The sequence below is a fragment of the Sphingopyxis sp. 10G20-10 genome, from assembly GCF_057365075.1.
The window spans coordinates 2,458,030-2,472,472 of record NZ_CP195117.1 but is presented as its reverse complement, the minus strand read 5'-3'; the positions used below and the strand labels follow the sequence as shown (position 1 = coordinate 2,472,472).

Annotated in this window: 14 protein-coding genes and 1 tRNA gene; 10 read left to right on the top strand and 5 right to left on the bottom strand. The window is 61.1% G+C overall.

The genetic code is table 11. The features are described from left to right. Positions 1–91: 91 nt before the first annotated feature. From ACR3XE_RS12000 to ACR3XE_RS11980, 5 genes are all read left to right on the top strand, one after another. Positions 92–241, top strand: a complete 150-nt coding sequence (locus tag ACR3XE_RS12000; RefSeq protein ID WP_473699962.1) for a hypothetical protein — start codon at positions 92–94, stop codon at positions 239–241. Beyond that, the gene (locus ACR3XE_RS11995) at positions 238–2,040 is read left to right on the top strand and encodes a hypothetical protein (RefSeq protein ID WP_486185764.1); all 1,803 of its coding nucleotides are present in this window, start codon (positions 238–240) and stop codon (positions 2,038–2,040) included. The genes ACR3XE_RS12000 and ACR3XE_RS11995 overlap by 4 nt, the downstream gene beginning before the upstream one ends. Positions 2,041–2,054: 14 nt before the next feature. Then, positions 2,055–2,993 carry a tyrosine recombinase gene (locus ACR3XE_RS11990; protein ID WP_473699965.1) on the top strand — a complete coding sequence of 313 codons (939 nt, stop codon included), beginning with the start codon at positions 2,055–2,057 and terminating at the stop codon, positions 2,991–2,993. Positions 2,994–3,004: 11 nt separating this feature from the next. Further along, a complete protein-coding gene (locus ACR3XE_RS11985) occupies positions 3,005–3,952 on the top strand; it encodes an acetyl-CoA carboxylase carboxyltransferase subunit alpha (RefSeq protein ID WP_473699966.1) in 948 nt (315 codons plus the stop codon). Positions 3,953–4,119: 167 nt separating this feature from the next. Then, entirely contained in the window at positions 4,120–5,628 is a 1,509-nt protein-coding gene (locus ACR3XE_RS11980; RefSeq protein ID WP_473699967.1) for a M48 family metalloprotease, read from the top strand. Positions 5,629–5,732: 104 nt separating this feature from the next. Here the strand turns inward: ACR3XE_RS11980 and ACR3XE_RS11975 are convergent, their stop codons facing one another. Beyond that, positions 5,733–5,891, bottom strand: coding sequence for a Flp family type IVb pilin (locus tag ACR3XE_RS11975; protein WP_473699968.1), 159 nt, complete (start codon positions 5,889–5,891; stop codon positions 5,733–5,735). Positions 5,892–6,259: 368 nt separating this feature from the next. Between ACR3XE_RS11975 and ACR3XE_RS11970 the strand changes: the two genes are divergently transcribed. Continuing rightward, positions 6,260–6,688, top strand: coding sequence for a (deoxy)nucleoside triphosphate pyrophosphohydrolase (locus ACR3XE_RS11970; protein ID WP_473699969.1), 429 nt, complete (start codon positions 6,260–6,262; stop codon positions 6,686–6,688). Here ACR3XE_RS11970 and ACR3XE_RS11965 read toward each other — a convergent pair. Continuing rightward, positions 6,685–7,557 carry a methyltransferase domain-containing protein gene (locus tag ACR3XE_RS11965; protein WP_473699970.1) on the bottom strand — a complete coding sequence of 291 codons (873 nt, stop codon included), beginning with the start codon at positions 7,555–7,557 and terminating at the stop codon, positions 6,685–6,687. The genes ACR3XE_RS11970 and ACR3XE_RS11965 overlap by 4 nt on opposite strands. 9 nt (positions 7,558–7,566) lie before the next feature. On the opposite strand from ACR3XE_RS11965, the gene ACR3XE_RS11960 reads away from it, so the two are divergent. From ACR3XE_RS11960 to ACR3XE_RS11945, 4 genes are all read left to right on the top strand, one after another. Next, the gene (locus ACR3XE_RS11960) at positions 7,567–8,469 is read left to right on the top strand and encodes a double zinc ribbon domain-containing protein (RefSeq protein WP_473699971.1); all 903 of its coding nucleotides are present in this window, start codon (positions 7,567–7,569) and stop codon (positions 8,467–8,469) included. A 3-nt stretch (positions 8,470–8,472) separates the two neighbouring features. Next, a complete protein-coding gene (gene grxC / locus ACR3XE_RS11955; RefSeq protein ID WP_473699972.1) occupies positions 8,473–8,733 on the top strand; it encodes a glutaredoxin 3 in 261 nt (86 codons plus the stop codon). 2 nt (positions 8,734–8,735) lie between these two features. Beyond that, on the top strand, positions 8,736–9,233 hold the full coding sequence (locus tag ACR3XE_RS11950; RefSeq protein WP_473699973.1) for a DUF1178 family protein: 498 nt from the start codon (positions 8,736–8,738) through the stop codon (positions 9,231–9,233). Between the two features lie 48 nt (positions 9,234–9,281). Further along, positions 9,282–9,358: transfer RNA gene (locus tag ACR3XE_RS11945), tRNA-Arg, on the top strand. Positions 9,359–9,498: 140 nt separating this feature from the next. On the opposite strand, the gene ACR3XE_RS11940 is transcribed toward ACR3XE_RS11945, so the two are convergent. The 3 genes from ACR3XE_RS11940 to ACR3XE_RS11930 are packed head-to-tail and all read right to left on the bottom strand — an operon-like array spanning position 9,499 to position 14,423. Continuing rightward, complete coding sequence (locus ACR3XE_RS11940) at positions 9,499–10,101, bottom strand: CDP-alcohol phosphatidyltransferase family protein (protein WP_473699974.1); 603 nt, start codon at positions 10,099–10,101, stop codon at positions 9,499–9,501. Between the two features lie 3 nt (positions 10,102–10,104). Then, complete coding sequence (locus tag ACR3XE_RS11935; RefSeq protein WP_473700296.1) at positions 10,105–11,361, bottom strand: NupC/NupG family nucleoside CNT transporter; 1,257 nt, start codon at positions 11,359–11,361, stop codon at positions 10,105–10,107. Between the two features lie 20 nt (positions 11,362–11,381). After that, positions 11,382–14,423 (bottom strand): TonB-dependent receptor domain-containing protein, encoded by a 3,042-nt coding sequence (locus ACR3XE_RS11930; protein WP_473699975.1) that lies wholly within the window; start codon positions 14,421–14,423, stop codon positions 11,382–11,384. Positions 14,424–14,443: the final 20 nt, after the last annotated feature.

Below are 14,443 nucleotides of genomic sequence, written 5' to 3'. Positions count from 1 at the left end.
CGGGGCTATACCGCCCGCGCAGCAGGGAACAATGGTTTTGCGTTGCCTTGGATAATCGGCAAAGGCGATTGCTGGAAGGCGGTAAACATAAATGGGACGTTTTTTGGGACGATTGATAACCCTGGCATTGTTGCTGGCCGCAGGCTGGGCCATTTTCGCCTATTTTGGTGGGCCAAAAGAAATGAAAACAATTGAGGTCGATGTGACCCATGATCTTGGAAAGCTGACGCCGCCGCAATGACACAGCGTAAGACATTATTATTCGGCCTGTCTGCGGTCGCTTTGACCGCTGCGCTGGTGCTGCCTGCTTTGGCGCAGGAGTCGCTGCTTCCTGAAGGATTCGGTACGCCAACCCCGTCGCCTGCACCGGCCCCGACGCCGGGGCCAGCTCCGGCGCCGTCGGCCTCACCTGTGCCGACGCCTATGACCCCAAAAGGACCGGAAACGACCGCTGCCACGACCACTGAGGCGTTGCCTGGCGACGAGTCTTCTGACGAGGAAGTGGGCGAAGAGCCACGCACGGTGCGCTATGATTTGCCGCCCGGGGCGCGGCGTTCGCTGTCTCGTGTCGGACCTTTGACGCCGGAAACGGGTGGCTTTGCCCCTGACGCATTGGGGCCGCGCGGTGCCTATGCGGCGGCAATCATGCAGAAAACGCGGGCACCGATTGCCTCACGCTGGGCAGAAATATTGCTGCGACGCGCCATGTTGTCGGCGCTCGATACGCCAAAGACGATCAACGGTGCTGACTTGACCGCAGCGCGTGCGGCGCTGCTACTGCGGATGGGTGAGGCACAGGCGGCGCGGCGTTTGGTCCAGTCGGTGGATTCGGATCGCGCAACCCCGCGTCTGGTTACCGTGGCGCAGCAAGTCTATTTGGCCAATGCTGATCCGGCGGGACTATGCCCTTATGTGCCGGCTGGCCTGAGCCATGGTGACGAGGATAGCTGGCGGCTCGCCGACGGAATTTGCTCGGGACTAACGGGTGAGCCGGGTCCAGCCGGCTCGGCCATTGACAGGGTACGCAACGGTAAGCGGGTGTCCAATTTTGACATGTTGCTCGCCGAACGGGTGTTGGGCGCAAGTCTGAACGGACGCCGTTCGGTGACGATCCAATGGGATGGTATCGACCGGTTGACCAGTTGGCGTTTTGGCCTTGCAACGGCGACATCAACACCGATTCCGGCCAATTTGCGGTCCAGCGCCGCGCCCTATTTCACCGGCTGGACGGTGCTTGCACCGATGACAGATATGTCCGACCGGGTCGCCGCCGCTCCGCAGGCGGCCCTGCGCGGAGTTTTGTCGGGGGAGGCCTATATCTCGCTGATCGGGGCCGCCGAAACCGATGATGGTGCCCCCGCCGCCGTAACCGACGAAGCGCAGCTGTTGCGCCGCGTCTATGGCAGCGCGACCGGGCCAGAGCGTTTCGCCGCGATGGAGGAATATTGGGGTCGCGGTGGAACCAGCGATTCGCGCTATGCCGCCATGGTCGCGACATCGCGCGCAGCAGCGGCGCTGCCTGTCGGTACGGATGTGGGCGACGATGTTCATTGGCTGCTCGGGTCGATGCTGGCTGGCGGTTATGATCGCAACGCACTGGCCTGGGTCCCTACGGTTTCGGTGGGTAGTCGTGGCTGGGGCGTGCTTGCTGTCGGCTTGCCGCGTCCGCTCAAAGCCACGTCGGCTTCTGCGGTGAACAAATTTTCCGAAGCAGATGACAGTCCCGATTATGTGCGGAGCCAGTTTTTGCTGGCCGGTCTGGCCGGTTTGGGCCGTATAGATCCGTCGGACACCGATGCGGCAGCCCGCGAGCTGGAGGTTAATCTGACCAAGCAGACGCGCTGGACGCGCGCCATCGATGCGGCGGCCAAGCAGCGCCAGCCCGCGATGGTGGCTTTGCTGGTGGCGACAGGGATGCAGGGCCGTGACTGGTCAAAATTGCCGCCCTATCACCTCTATCATATCGTTCGGGCGTTGCGCGATGTCGGACTGGCCTCGGAAGCACGGATGATTGCGGCTGAAGCGCTGGTGCGGGTCTGACGACGGCTTTCGATATGCGGGAATCCGACGCCGCACAAATTGATCGGTTCCTAGAAATGATGGCTGCCGAGCGGGGCGCGGCTCGCAATACATTGGCCGCCTATCGCCGCGACCTTGTGCAGGCGGCGGAATGGGTGCCTAGCGGCCTTGGCGCTGCTGATGCGGACAAATTGCGAATGCTTATGGCGGAATATCAAGCTCTTGCGGCCAGCAGCGCGGCACGGAAATTGTCGGCGCTGCGACAGTTTTTCGCTTTTCTGCTCGACGAAGGGGACCGCGAGGACAACCCCGCGCTGGCACTGGCGCGGCCAACGACGCAGCGACCGTTGCCCCGCATTTTAACCCATGACGATGTCGCTCGGCTGTTTGCGATGGCCGAGGAGGAAGCGGCGGGGGAGGCACCGTCGGCTGCTGCGGTGCGTCAGTTGCTGTTGCTTGAGCTGCTCTATGGTTCGGGGCTACGCGCGACCGAGCTGGTGTCGCTGCCGCGCCGGGCAGTTTCGGGCGAACGCGCCTATTTGATTGTGCGGGGAAAGGGCGACAAGGAACGACTGGTCCCGCTGTCCGACCGCGCGCGCGTCGTGCTTGATCGCTGGCTGGCGTTAGGTGACAGCCAATCGCCGTGGCTGTTCCCTTCGGGTAAATCGCATTTATCGCGGGTGCGCTTGTTCCAGATGCTCCGCGCGCTGTCGGCGCGGGCGGGGATCGCGCCCGAGCGGATCAGCCCGCATGTCCTGCGCCACGCCTTTGCGACCCATTTACTGGAAGGCGGCGCCGATTTGCGGGCGCTGCAATTGATGCTGGGGCACGCCGACATTGCGACGACCGAAATCTATACGCATGTCGACAGCCGTCGCTTGGTCGAACTGGTCAATCGTCGTCACCCGTTGGGGCAAATGGATACGACGGCTAATGATTTGCCAGACGTTGACCTTGACGCCCCGACAGCTTAACCGCCTTGGCAATGACAGCCTTTCTGGACTTTGAAAAACAGGTTGCCGCGCTAGACCGGCAAATCGCTGAATTGCGCGAGATGGGCGGCGACCCTACGCTCAATATCGACGCCGAAGTTGCCAAGCTGGAGGCCAAATCGGCCAAAATGCTGAGCGACATTTATACCAAGCTGACGCCGTGGCAGAAAACGCAGGTCGCGCGCCACCCCGATCGTCCGCATTTCAAACATTATGTCGCGGGATTGTTCGACGACTGGATGCCGCTGGCCGGGGATCGCAATTTCGGCGATGATCATGCGATTATTGGCGGACTGGCGCGCTTTCGCGGTCGCCGCGTGATGGTGATCGGCCATGAAAAGGGCGACGATATTCCATCGCGGATGAAGCATAATTTCGGCATGGCCAAGCCAGAGGGCTATCGCAAAGCGATCCGCCTGATGCAGCTGGCCGACCGTTTTGGTCTGCCGGTGGTGACTTTGGTCGACACATCAGGGGCCTTTCCCGGTATCCAAGCCGAAGAACGCGGGCAGGCCGAAGCCATTGCTCGCTCGACCGAACAATGCCTCGCGCTGGGCGTGCCGATGGTCGCCGCGATCGTCGGCGAAGGCGGGTCGGGCGGTGCTATTGCTTTGGCGGCGGCAAACCGTGTGCTGATGTTCCAACATGCCGTTTATTCGGTGATTTCGCCCGAAGGTTGCGCCTCGATCTTGTGGCGCACTGCCGATAAGGCGGCGGACGCAGCGGCAGCGATGAAAATGTCGGCCAAGGACCTAATGGTACTGAAAGTCATTGACCGTATCGTGCCCGAACCGGTCGGCGGTGCCCACCGCGCACCCGACATAGCGATTGCGGCGCTGGGCGATGCGATTGCCGAAGAACTGGATGCGCTCACCAAATTGTCGCGCGATGCGATATTGACCGCGCGCGAAGACAAATTCCTTGCGATGGGGCGCGCATAAATCCCCACTTTCTTGCTGATTTCCGGAACATTACCCGGCTTACCAGCGTTTGCCCCCTAACCGGATCGCCGCAGGGACTAGCCCGTCGCTGCGGGTTTCACTAGAGTTGGGAGCGGAGAAATATGGCAGATATATCAACAGGACATATCAAAACAAAAGGGGTGCCTATGTCACGGATATTCACCACAGGATTGATGGCGGTCGCCGTCGCTGGTTGTGCCGCTAGCGCCGGCGGGATCAATGATCGCGCCGAGGCCAAAACCCAAACCATCAAGACAGCGACAAGCATTTCAGAAGCCGACAGACGGCAGGGCGCAGAAGCCAATCCGCAGCTATTACAGGAATTTGGCGGCGCCTATAAAGGCCCGCAGGCTGCTTATGTCTCTCGCGTTGGGCAGACCATTGCCGTCCAGTCGGGCCTGTCCAATGCGCGCAGCGATTTTACCGTGACTTTGCTCAATTCGCCGGTGAACAATGCTTTCGCGATCCCCGGCGGCTATGTCTATGTGACCCGCCAGTTGATGGCGCTGATGAATGATGAGGCCGAACTGGCTGGCGTATTGGGGCATGAGGTTGGTCATGTCGCCGCGCGTCACAGCAAGAAACGCCAGTCAGCGGCAACGCGCAACAGCATTCTTGGCGTGCTGGGCGCGGTGCTCGGCAGCGCAATTGGCGACAATGGCGGCGTTCTTGGGTCGCTCGGCGGGCTGTTGCAGAATAATGCGATGAAGGTGGCGCAGCTTGCGACACTGGGCTTTTCGCGCAGCCAGGAACTGGAAGCCGACCAGCTGGGCGTCCAATATTTGCGCAGTGCGGGCTATGACCCGATGGCACTGTCGACGATGCTCGCAAGTCTCGCCAATCAGACCAATTTGGACGCGCGGGTTTCCGGGCGCGACGCCGGTTTGCTGCCAGAATGGGCGAGCACTCACCCCGACCCCGCCTCACGCGTGCGTAATGCCCAGACGCTGGCGAGCCGCGCAGGGCGCGGCGGCGTGCGAAACGCCGATGCCTTTTATGCTGCCGTCGATGGCGTGCTCTATGGCGATGATCCCGAACAGGGTGTGGTCGAGGGCAGGGAGTTTCTGCACCCCGATCTGCGACTGAAATTCGAGGTGCCGAGCGGCTATGCGATGCAAAATGGCACAACCGCTGTATCGATCAGCGGCTCTGGCGGGCAGGCGCAATTTTCAACCGCGCCCTACACCGGCAATATGGACAGCTATATCGCGGCGGTTTTCAAGGACGTTGGCGGCAATACGACGCTGTCACCCAGCGCGACGCAGCGCACCACCGTCAATGGGATTCCGGCCTTTTACGCCACTGCGCGCACCAATGGCGAGTCGGGGCAGGTGGATGTCACCGTCTTTGCCTATCAATTTGCCAATGACCGCGCCTATCACTTCGTGACCCTGACCCCAGCGGGCAAGGGCAATGTCTTCAACAGCATGTATGGCAGTTTGCGCCGTATGAGCGCGAACGAGGCGGCGGCCATCAAACCGCGCAGGGTCGATGTTGTGACGGTCGGTCGCAATGACACGGTGGCAAGCCTGTCGCGGCGCATGGCCTATAGCAATTATCAGACCGACCGATTTCAGGTGCTCAACCGTCTGACCGCGAATAGCCGTCTGACCCCGGGACAGAAGGTGAAGTTGGTGGTTTACGCCAGCCAATAGTTCCGGAAATATGTGTCGCGCAGCAAAAAGGGCGATGGAAATTCCACCGCCCTTTTCGTTTTGGTCACCGTCCGGATAACCGGAACGGTGGTTCGTCCTAAGCCTTAGAGCTTGGCCGAAACGTTGTTGAACGTACCAGCAACACCCTTACCAACCGAGGTCATCGCGGTGATACCGGCGACAGCGATCAGAGCAGCAATCAGGCCATATTCAATGGCGGTAGCAGCTTTGGTGTCACGAACGAACTTTTTGATAAACTTCATGTCTGGTCTCCTAAGAACAATCTTCACTTACCCTGTTGACACTCTGGTCGTGGTCAACCCCAACAGGCCTAGGTTCAATTGGTTTTGAATTTCTTAACGGCCTGACATTTCACTGATAGGCCATTGTCCCATTACAGGACGGTGGTAGATTTGGTGGCGACCGTGTTCCACATAATGCCGGTTCTCGTTCCGACGGCCGTGATAGCCACCAAAGCGGTAAGGAAAATCAGGGCTAGAAGTAGCCCATATTCTACGGCGGTTGCGGCCCTGGTCGACCGCAGCAGCCTGGCAATCTTGGTCATTGTCCTGCCCCTGCCAATAGCTATAGTTCCCGAGACAGACAGGACTGACAGAGGAAAGTTAACAATTTGCTCCCCCATACACCGGAGAATACCGTCAAAACCTGGCTGCCCGTTGTTGCTGTAGCGCTTGTTGATCGCGACGGTCGCGTGCTTGTTCAGCAGCGTCCCGAGGGCGGATCGATGCCGGGGCTTTGGGAATTTCCCGGCGGAAAAGTCGAGCCTGGCGAAACGCCAGAGAAGGCGCTGATCCGGGAATTGGATGAAGAATTAGGGATTTGCGTTGAACAGGCCTGTCTGGCGCCCGCCTGTTTTGCCAGCGAGCCCTTGGGGGAACGGCACCTGTTACTGCTCGTCTATGTATGTCGCAAATGGGACGGGATACCAGAGGCGCGCCATGCCAGTGCGCTGCGTTGGATGCGTCCTCTCGACCTTTATCAAATAAAGATGCCGCCGGCAGATAAGCCGCTCATCGGCCTGCTCGAAGCCTTGATCTAGCGCTTGGCTGGAGGCCCGTCTGGCCGCAACGCATCGGCGAGCGAGGTCTTGCCGCTTCCCCGCCGTGCCGGTTTAGGTTGATCCGGATGCGGTGCCCAACCGCTGAAATGGACCAGCCGAAACGCCTCGCTCACCCGGCCATCATCATCGGCCTGCGCCCGAAAACCGGCGTCGAGGCTGGCGAGTTCGGCGCGCGTCAGCGGTGGGGGTGGCGGATCGAGGCGGCTGGCCAATCCCGCCGCCCGCAAATCACGCACCAGCTTTAGCCAATCGCCATAGCGCACGGTCAGCGCTTCGACATCGACCACCGGCAAGGCAAAGCCAACGCGCTGCAGCAAATTGCCGATCGCGGCGAGGTCGATTTGCGGATGCATCCGCGCGATGCTGCGCAATCCTTCGGCCATGATGGCACGGCGCAAGATGGGCAGGCTGCCGTCGCCTATATAAGTGCCGAGCAGCAAGCCATCGGGCACCAACAGCGCGCGCAAACGGAATAGCGCGCCGGGAACGTCATTGACGCTTTCAAGCCCGCCCGGCCACAGGATGAGATCAAAGCTTGCCGGTGTGAGGTCAATCCGGTCTTCGTCGCATAGCTCTGCGCCGACCGCCGTCGCCAACATTGGACCGGCTTCGACAATCGTCGGCGGTGGGCCCTTTGCGCGAAGTTGGTCCAGCAGGTCAGCGTCATGGCCGCCGATCACCAATATGCGGTCAAAGCGGCGGTCGACCATAGACAATCGGTCGAGCAAGGATTCGGCGATGATCGGTGCCAGAAAATTCGCGTCGGTGGGAAAGGCGCGCAGGCGGTCGCGTTGCGCGCGGTGGCGGCGACGCGAAAAGAGCGTTGGCGGGCTGGTTGGCTCGGTCATGGGGTCCTTGTGCCGATAGCGTTGCTGCTTCACAAGTGGCGCATGGTCACCGGCGCTCCTGATGATGTTTTTTCGCCGGAACCGCAGGTGCGTGGACCAGTTCCCGCGTGGATCAAAGGCGCGGCACGCCAGATTGTCGATTATGCCCTGCCGCCGCGCTGTCCGGGTTGCGGGGCGATTGTCGCGGCGGACCGTCAATTTTGCCTGACCTGCTGGGCCTCACTGGAGTTTCTTGACGGACCAAGCTGCGCCAGTTGTTCGATTCCCTTGCCCGCCGCCTTGCCCGACAGCGCGATGCAATGCGGTGCCTGTATGGCCAACCCGCCGCCCTTTTCGGGCGCGCTTGCGGCGGTGGCCTATGGTCCGGTCGCGCGCACGGTGGCGCTGCGACTCAAATATGGCCGACGCCTGGGCCATGCCCGGTTGATGGCAGGGTTGATGGCGCGACACATTCCTGCGCAGACGGCGGACTGTCCGCAGTTGATTGTTCCGGTGCCGCTGCATCGTTGGCGGATCTGGTCGCGCGGGTTTAATCAGGCGGCGGTGGTCGCTGATCATCTCGCGCGCCTGAGCGGGGTGCCGCATGATCGAGCCCTGCTTGTGCGGCAAAAGGCCACCGCTTCGCTGCGCGGCAAGAGCCGCCGTGAGCGCGAAAAGATAGTCACAGGGGCCTTTGCGCTGGCCACAGGAGGTCGCGAACGACTGTCGGGGCGGCATATAGTGTTGATCGATGATGTGCACGCCAGCGGCGCTACGCTGCGCGCCTGCGCGAAAATATTGCGGCGCGGCGGAGCAGAGAGGGTGACGGCCCTGACCTGGGCGCGCGTCGTGCCCGAAGCCATGTCGAGCGGCAATAAATTTGACTTTGCCGCGCTCGATTCTGATATGATGACTGCAGATTTAACAGGATAAGTTATGGCCAAGGTCGATATCTATACCAAATTCCTCTGCCCCTATTGCTCGCGCGCCAAGGCGCTGCTCGACCGTAAGGGCACCGATTATCATGAAATTGACGTCACCATGGATCGGGAGGGCTTTGCCGCAATGGTTCAGCGCGCAGGCGGAAAGCGCACCGTGCCACAGATTTTTATCGATGATCAGCATGTCGGGGGCAGTGATGAACTGGCCGAGCTGGACCGGCGCGGCGGGCTCGATCCGCTATTGGGCAACGCCTGACCATGATCGTTTTCGACCTGTGTTGCGCGGTCGGCGCGCATCGGTTTGAGGCTTGGTTCGCCAGCTCTGACAGCTATGCTGATCAATTGGCGCGCGGTCTGATTGCTTGTCCTATTTGCGGCGATACCGATGTGACAAAGGCGGTCATGGCACCGCGCGTCGGCGCCAAGTCAAACCAGTTGGTGACAAAGTCGGCGTCCGTTAGTCTCGGACAGACGGCACCCGCGCCCGCTCCGACCATGGGCAAAGATGAGCTATCGCCCGAGCTGATCCGGCGCGTCGTCGCCGAAATCGCGGCCAAACAGGCCGAGATGCTGCCCCAATCGCGCTGGGTCGGGCGCGATTTTGCCGATGCGGCGCGCGCGATGCACGAAGGGCGGGCACCCGATGACCTGATCCATGGTCAAGCGTCGCCCGATGAAGCCGAGGCGCTACGCGACGATGGGGTCGCCGCCATGCCGCTTCTCGTCCCGATTGTCCCACCCGATCTCGCCAATTGACGCTGGCAAGGCACGCCCGCTATTGATGCGCCGCCCGAACAGGGCACCGCACCCGTAGCTCAGCAGGATAGAGCATCAGATTCCTAATCTGGGGGCCGCGCGTTCGAATCGCGCCGGGTGCACCATTTTCTGTTGCTTTCAAGCCGATTCAAATTTCTGCACCTCGACGAAGAGCGGGCAGGCTTGCAGGTAAGGGACTGTCTTTAGCAGCGACGGTGCGGATAGCAGACGAGGCAAGGCGTCTGATTCATCAACCCAAGCTAATCTATTTGAACGTGATAAAGGCCGCGATGCTGCGCTGGATGACGGTGATGATGCACAGCGCCGCAAAGATGATAGCGATCACCGCAAAATGGGCGGGGAATAGGCACATCAGGACAAAGGTGACGATGGTCTCGGTACCCTCGGCCAGCCCGGTGTTATAGAAAATGCTCTTTTGTCCATGCGCGCTGGTTTCCAACCCGCGCTTCGCTGCCATGACCGCAAAACTGAGGAAGCTGACGCCGGTCAGCGCAAAGGCGGCGACCAGAACCAGCGCAGAGGGGAGGTTGGCGGGGTTGGCAAAGGCAAAACCCAGCGGCACCGCGACATAGAAGGCAAAGTCGGCGACTATGTCGAGATAACCGCCGAAATCGGTCATGCGTGTCGCGCGGGCGACCGCCCCGTCGAGCCCGTCGAGCAACCGGCTGACCAATATCAGCCCCAGCCCGAGGCTATAAAGTTGCTGTGCGATGGCAAAACCTGCCGCCAGCCCTACCAGCATCCCGATGATCGTCACTTGGTCGGCGCCAATGCCCCAACTGGCAAGGCGGCGACCCATGGCGTTGAGCGGGCGATCAATGAGCGGACGGATCTTGGCGTCAAACATGGGTCAGGCCAGCGTCACAAGGCCGATGACCGCGCCGGTCATGGCAGAGACAAGATTGCCCGCGATCCAGCTTTTCATCCCCAGCGCCGCCACATCTTTGCGCCGCCCCGGTGACAGCGCGCCCACCGTCGACACGAGCAGACCGACGCTGGCCAGATTGGCGACGCCGCTGAGCGCATAGGTGACGATCAACAGGCTGCGCGGGCTGAGCGTTCCGGCGGGCAGGGCGGCGAGGTCCAGATAGGCGACATATTCGTTGAGGATGGATTTGGTGCCCATCAGTGCACCCGCCGCCGGAGCCTGATCCCATGGCACGCCGATGGACCACATCAACGGTGCGAACAACCAGCCAAAACCGCGTTTCAGCGTCAGGGGCTCGCCAGCAACAAAGGGAAGCCACGCCAGCATCTGATCGACCAGATTGACCATGGCAAAAACGACAATGATGATACCGATGACCGCCAGCACCAGGGTCACGCCATCGGCGGTACCGCGAATGATCGCGTCCATGCTGCTTTCATAGCGCAGGTCAGGCTTGGCATCGTCGGCGCTTGCCTTGCCATCACCCGGCACCATCAATCGCGCAAGGAGCACCGCGGCGGGCAGTGAGATGAGCGAGGCGACGATCATATGGCCCACCGCATTAGGCAGAACCTTTGACAAGGTCGTCGCATAAAGCACCAAAATCGCGCCTGATATGGTCGACATGATCAACACCATGATCGTGAATAGCTCGGCTCGTGTCATGCGGTCGAACCAGGCGCGCAGAACCAGCGGTGATTCGACCACGCCCAGAAACATGGTCGCGCCGCCGCCCAGCCCGACCACGCCGCTGACCCCCAATGTCTTGCGCAAGGCCCACGACAGACCGCGCACCATCGCGCGCAACACGCCCCAGTGCCACAGCAGGGCCGACAGGGCCGAAAAAGTGATGATCAACGGTAGAATCTGAAACGCCACGATCACCGGCGAGTCCGCGCCGGGTTTCAACAAAAAGGGGATGGGCGCACCGCCGGTATAGCCGAACATATAGCTCGACCCGACCAGCGTAGCCGATTCAATCGCCGAGAGGGCGCTATTGGCGAGGCCGACAATGGCCCAGACAAAAGGGACGCGCGTCACAATCAGCGCCAGCGCGATCTGGAGCAGCACCGCGCCGCCGATCCAGCGCCAGCCGGGCCGCGCCTTGCGGTCTTCGGACAGACCCCATGCAATGAGCAAGATCAGCGTTATGCCGATCAACCCTTGCGCCTGTTGCATGACGGCCACCCGCACCCCCCTTAAAACTTCCACGCTGCGCCGAATTGGAACTGGCGTGGTGGTCCGGCATTGCGCTGAACAAAGGGAGCATCGCCGCCGAACTGTATCTGATTGGACGTTGTAGCCGCATTCGCAAAGCCCGATTCATTATTGGCGTTGAAAATATTGAAGACATCGGCGGAAATTTCCAACCGGCCGGCGAAGGCGGGAATGGCATAGCGGATCCCGACATCGACCGTTGACGACCAAGGCAGGCGGGCAGAATTGCGCGTCTCGCCGGGATAGCGATCCGAATTGCCGATGAAATTTTCGCCAAAGGATGCGCCGTCGCCGTTCAGATCCTGTGTTCCGAAAATCGCGGCATCGGGCACCAGATTGACTGGCTGTCCCGACTGGAACAGCCCCGCAACGGTGAAGGTCAGTCCGTCGACAGGATAGAGGAAGGCCACCGCAGAGATGACATGGCGCCGATCATTGGCTGACGGTCCTTTGTCTGCCGCAAAGTCATTGGCGTTCGAGGCGCGGAAGTTGATGTCGTCGGTGTCGTTGGTCAGCTTTGACAAGGTATAGGACAGGCGCAGCGCATAATCGCCGCCGCCGCGCACCTTGTTCACTTGCAGGTTGAGCGCGCGATAGGTGGAGGTGCCGTCGGTTTCCGACACGGTAATCTGGGTTGCGCCGCCCGGAACAAGTGGCACCGGACGCGAGGCGTTGGCATCGGCGACAGAGCGGACAAGCCCCAATGTCTGCGCCAGAGCAATGCGCGCTGCATTGTCGGGCTGCGCACGCAGTAGCGCGATGTTGGCGGCGGTCAGATTGGCGGCGTTGGGGATGAAGGAGGACGGGGCGTTCAGGTCACGCAGGCGCAGCAGATTATGCGTGCGGCTGTAAATCACATCGGCGCTCAGGCTGATCGTGCGGGTCGCTTGAAACTGATAACCGGCGCTGAGCTGCAGGCTGTATGGATTTTTATAGCCGTTAGGGTTGAGGATGCGGCCCTCGTTGAGCGTCGCGCTGTCGCGCAGGGCCTGCACGGCAGAGGGGGAGGGGCAGGCGGCAACGGTCGTGCAGGCGGGGGACGCGGTCAGATTTCCGTCGAAGGTCACATCCCCAAGAGTTGTCCCCGCCGGAATCAGGCCAAGCGTCTGTAGCTGACCCAACTGCGCCAGAAAGCCGGGCGAACTGGTGTTGCGCTGAAGCGCGTCGGATATGACCGCATAGGACAGCTTGCCGGTGAACAGACCAGCCGCAAAGCGCAGCGCGCTGCGGGCGTCGGGGCGATAATTGACCGATAGGCGCGGCGCGAAGTTGTTTTTGTCACCGCCTTTGCCGCCCTTGGCGGTCAGGCTGTCATAATCCCAGCGCAACCCTAATGTGGCGGTCAGTTGGTGCGTGAGCTGCCACTCATCCTCGACATACAGGGCAAGTTGGGTCTGGCCGGTGCCAAAACTTTGTGGGCGAAGCTCGACCGCATAGTTGGAGACTGCGGGATTGAGCGCCAGCACATCAGCAGCGTCGAGGGCGAGCCCTCTGCCGCTGTTTGCCAGACTCGTCAGTTGCGCCTGCGTCAGGTCGACGGTGAAATTGCCGTCGGGATTGCCGCCGCCTTGCAAGCTGAAATCGGAATGGATGAGGTCAACGCCGAAACTGATCCGGTGATCGTCCGCGCGTCGTTGCAGACGGTGGGTGGTTTGCCAGCTTTTTTCCAGTTCGTTGAAAACAAAACCGGGATTGCCGACGACACCGACGGCCAGTCCGCTCGGGTCGCGGATGGTGACTTGCGGCCCCGGCGGGCCTTTGGCCTGTCCGTAATTCCAGCGAAAGCGGCTGAACTGCAACGCCCCGTCATAGCTCCAGTCATCGCCGGCATAGCTGACCGTCGCGGCGGCGACGGTCGAGAAACGGTCCTGATCGGAACCGGCGGTTGGAAAGGTCACATTGCCGCCGCCCAGCCCGCCGCCGGGGCGGTCGATGGTGACGCGCCCGATATGGGTGCGCAGCCCGATCGTCCAGTCGTCGGTCAGTCGATGGTCGAGCCGCAAGGAGCCAAGATAAAATTCATTATTGCCGGTGACATTGGCGACGGTCCCCAACTGCGGCGCGTCGACAATCTGGGTGTTGCGGTCGCGGGTCGCTTCGAAATTGGCATAGAAAAAGGTGCGGTCGCGAATGATCGGACCGCCGATGCTGGATCCCGCCTGATAGCGTTCAAAACTCTCGTCCACCGGATTGCCCGACAGGTCGCGGCGGGGAAAGGCCGAGCGGGCATCGAACGGCCGGCCGGGACGAACCAGCGCATAAACTTCGCCATGATAGTCATTGGTGCCCGACGGTGAGGTATAATTGACGATCCCGTTCGGCGTCCGGCCATAAGCAACCGAATAGCTGTTCGCGAGCACGGTCACTTCGCGCGTAAAACCCAACGGAACGGGGAATTTCGGTCCGCCCAGAAAATTCTCGTTATTGTCCAGCCCGTCGATCAGATAATTGGTGTCGAGGCCGTTCGAGCCGTTGATTGATATGCCCGGCGATTCCGGAAAAAACCCCGTCGAAGCCACCACATTGGGCAAGCGAACCAGCGACCCGATGACATCGCGCCCTTCGATAGGCAGCGCCTGTAATTCATCCGCCGACAAGGAGGCTGAAATCTCGCCATTGACGGTGTTGATGCCGGTGACGGCGCGGCTGGCGGTGACGACAATCGCTGCGGCGCCGTTAGCGCTCAGTTGCAAGGTCACGCTGCGTGCAAAGTTGGACCGTAATGTCACCGCTTGCGCTTCCGAGGCCTGATAACCGGCGCTGGCGGGGGCCGATACGACATAAGCACCGCTTGTCGACAAGGCTTCGAGCCGCACCAGACCCTGATCATTGCTGCGCAATTCGCGTTGAAATCCGATGGCCGGATTGCTGATCACCACTGCGGCGTCGGCAACCGGCGCGCCGGTGTCGGCATCGACAATCGCGATCTGCAGGCCCGCTTGCTGTGCGAGTGCGGGTGAGGATAGGGAGATGGCGCAGGCGGTTAGGGTGCTGCCCAGCCAGGTCCGATGGGAAAAAGTCAATGCGTGTCTCCGGTGACGAC

Coding starts and splice junctions, on each gene's coding strand:
- ACR3XE_RS12000 (WP_473699962.1), top strand. CDS start 92: ATGGGACGTTTTTTGGGACGATTGATAACCCTGGCATTGTTGCTGGCC.
- ACR3XE_RS11995 (WP_486185764.1), top strand. CDS start 238: ATGACACAGCGTAAGACATTATTATTCGGCCTGTCTGCGGTCGCTTTG.
- ACR3XE_RS11990 (WP_473699965.1), top strand. CDS start 2,055: ATGCGGGAATCCGACGCCGCACAAATTGATCGGTTCCTAGAAATGATG.
- ACR3XE_RS11985 (WP_473699966.1), top strand. CDS start 3,005: ATGACAGCCTTTCTGGACTTTGAAAAACAGGTTGCCGCGCTAGACCGG.
- ACR3XE_RS11980 (WP_473699967.1), top strand. CDS start 4,120: ATGTCACGGATATTCACCACAGGATTGATGGCGGTCGCCGTCGCTGGT.
- ACR3XE_RS11975 (WP_473699968.1), bottom strand. CDS start 5,891: ATGAAGTTTATCAAAAAGTTCGTTCGTGACACCAAAGCTGCTACCGCC.
- ACR3XE_RS11965 (WP_473699970.1), bottom strand. CDS start 7,557: ATGACCGAGCCAACCAGCCCGCCAACGCTCTTTTCGCGTCGCCGCCAC.
- grxC (WP_473699972.1), top strand. CDS start 8,473: ATGGCCAAGGTCGATATCTATACCAAATTCCTCTGCCCCTATTGCTCG.
- ACR3XE_RS11950 (WP_473699973.1), top strand. CDS start 8,736: ATGATCGTTTTCGACCTGTGTTGCGCGGTCGGCGCGCATCGGTTTGAG.
- ACR3XE_RS11940 (WP_473699974.1), bottom strand. CDS start 10,101: ATGTTTGACGCCAAGATCCGTCCGCTCATTGATCGCCCGCTCAACGCC.
- ACR3XE_RS11935 (WP_473700296.1), bottom strand. CDS start 11,361: ATGCAACAGGCGCAAGGGTTGATCGGCATAACGCTGATCTTGCTCATT.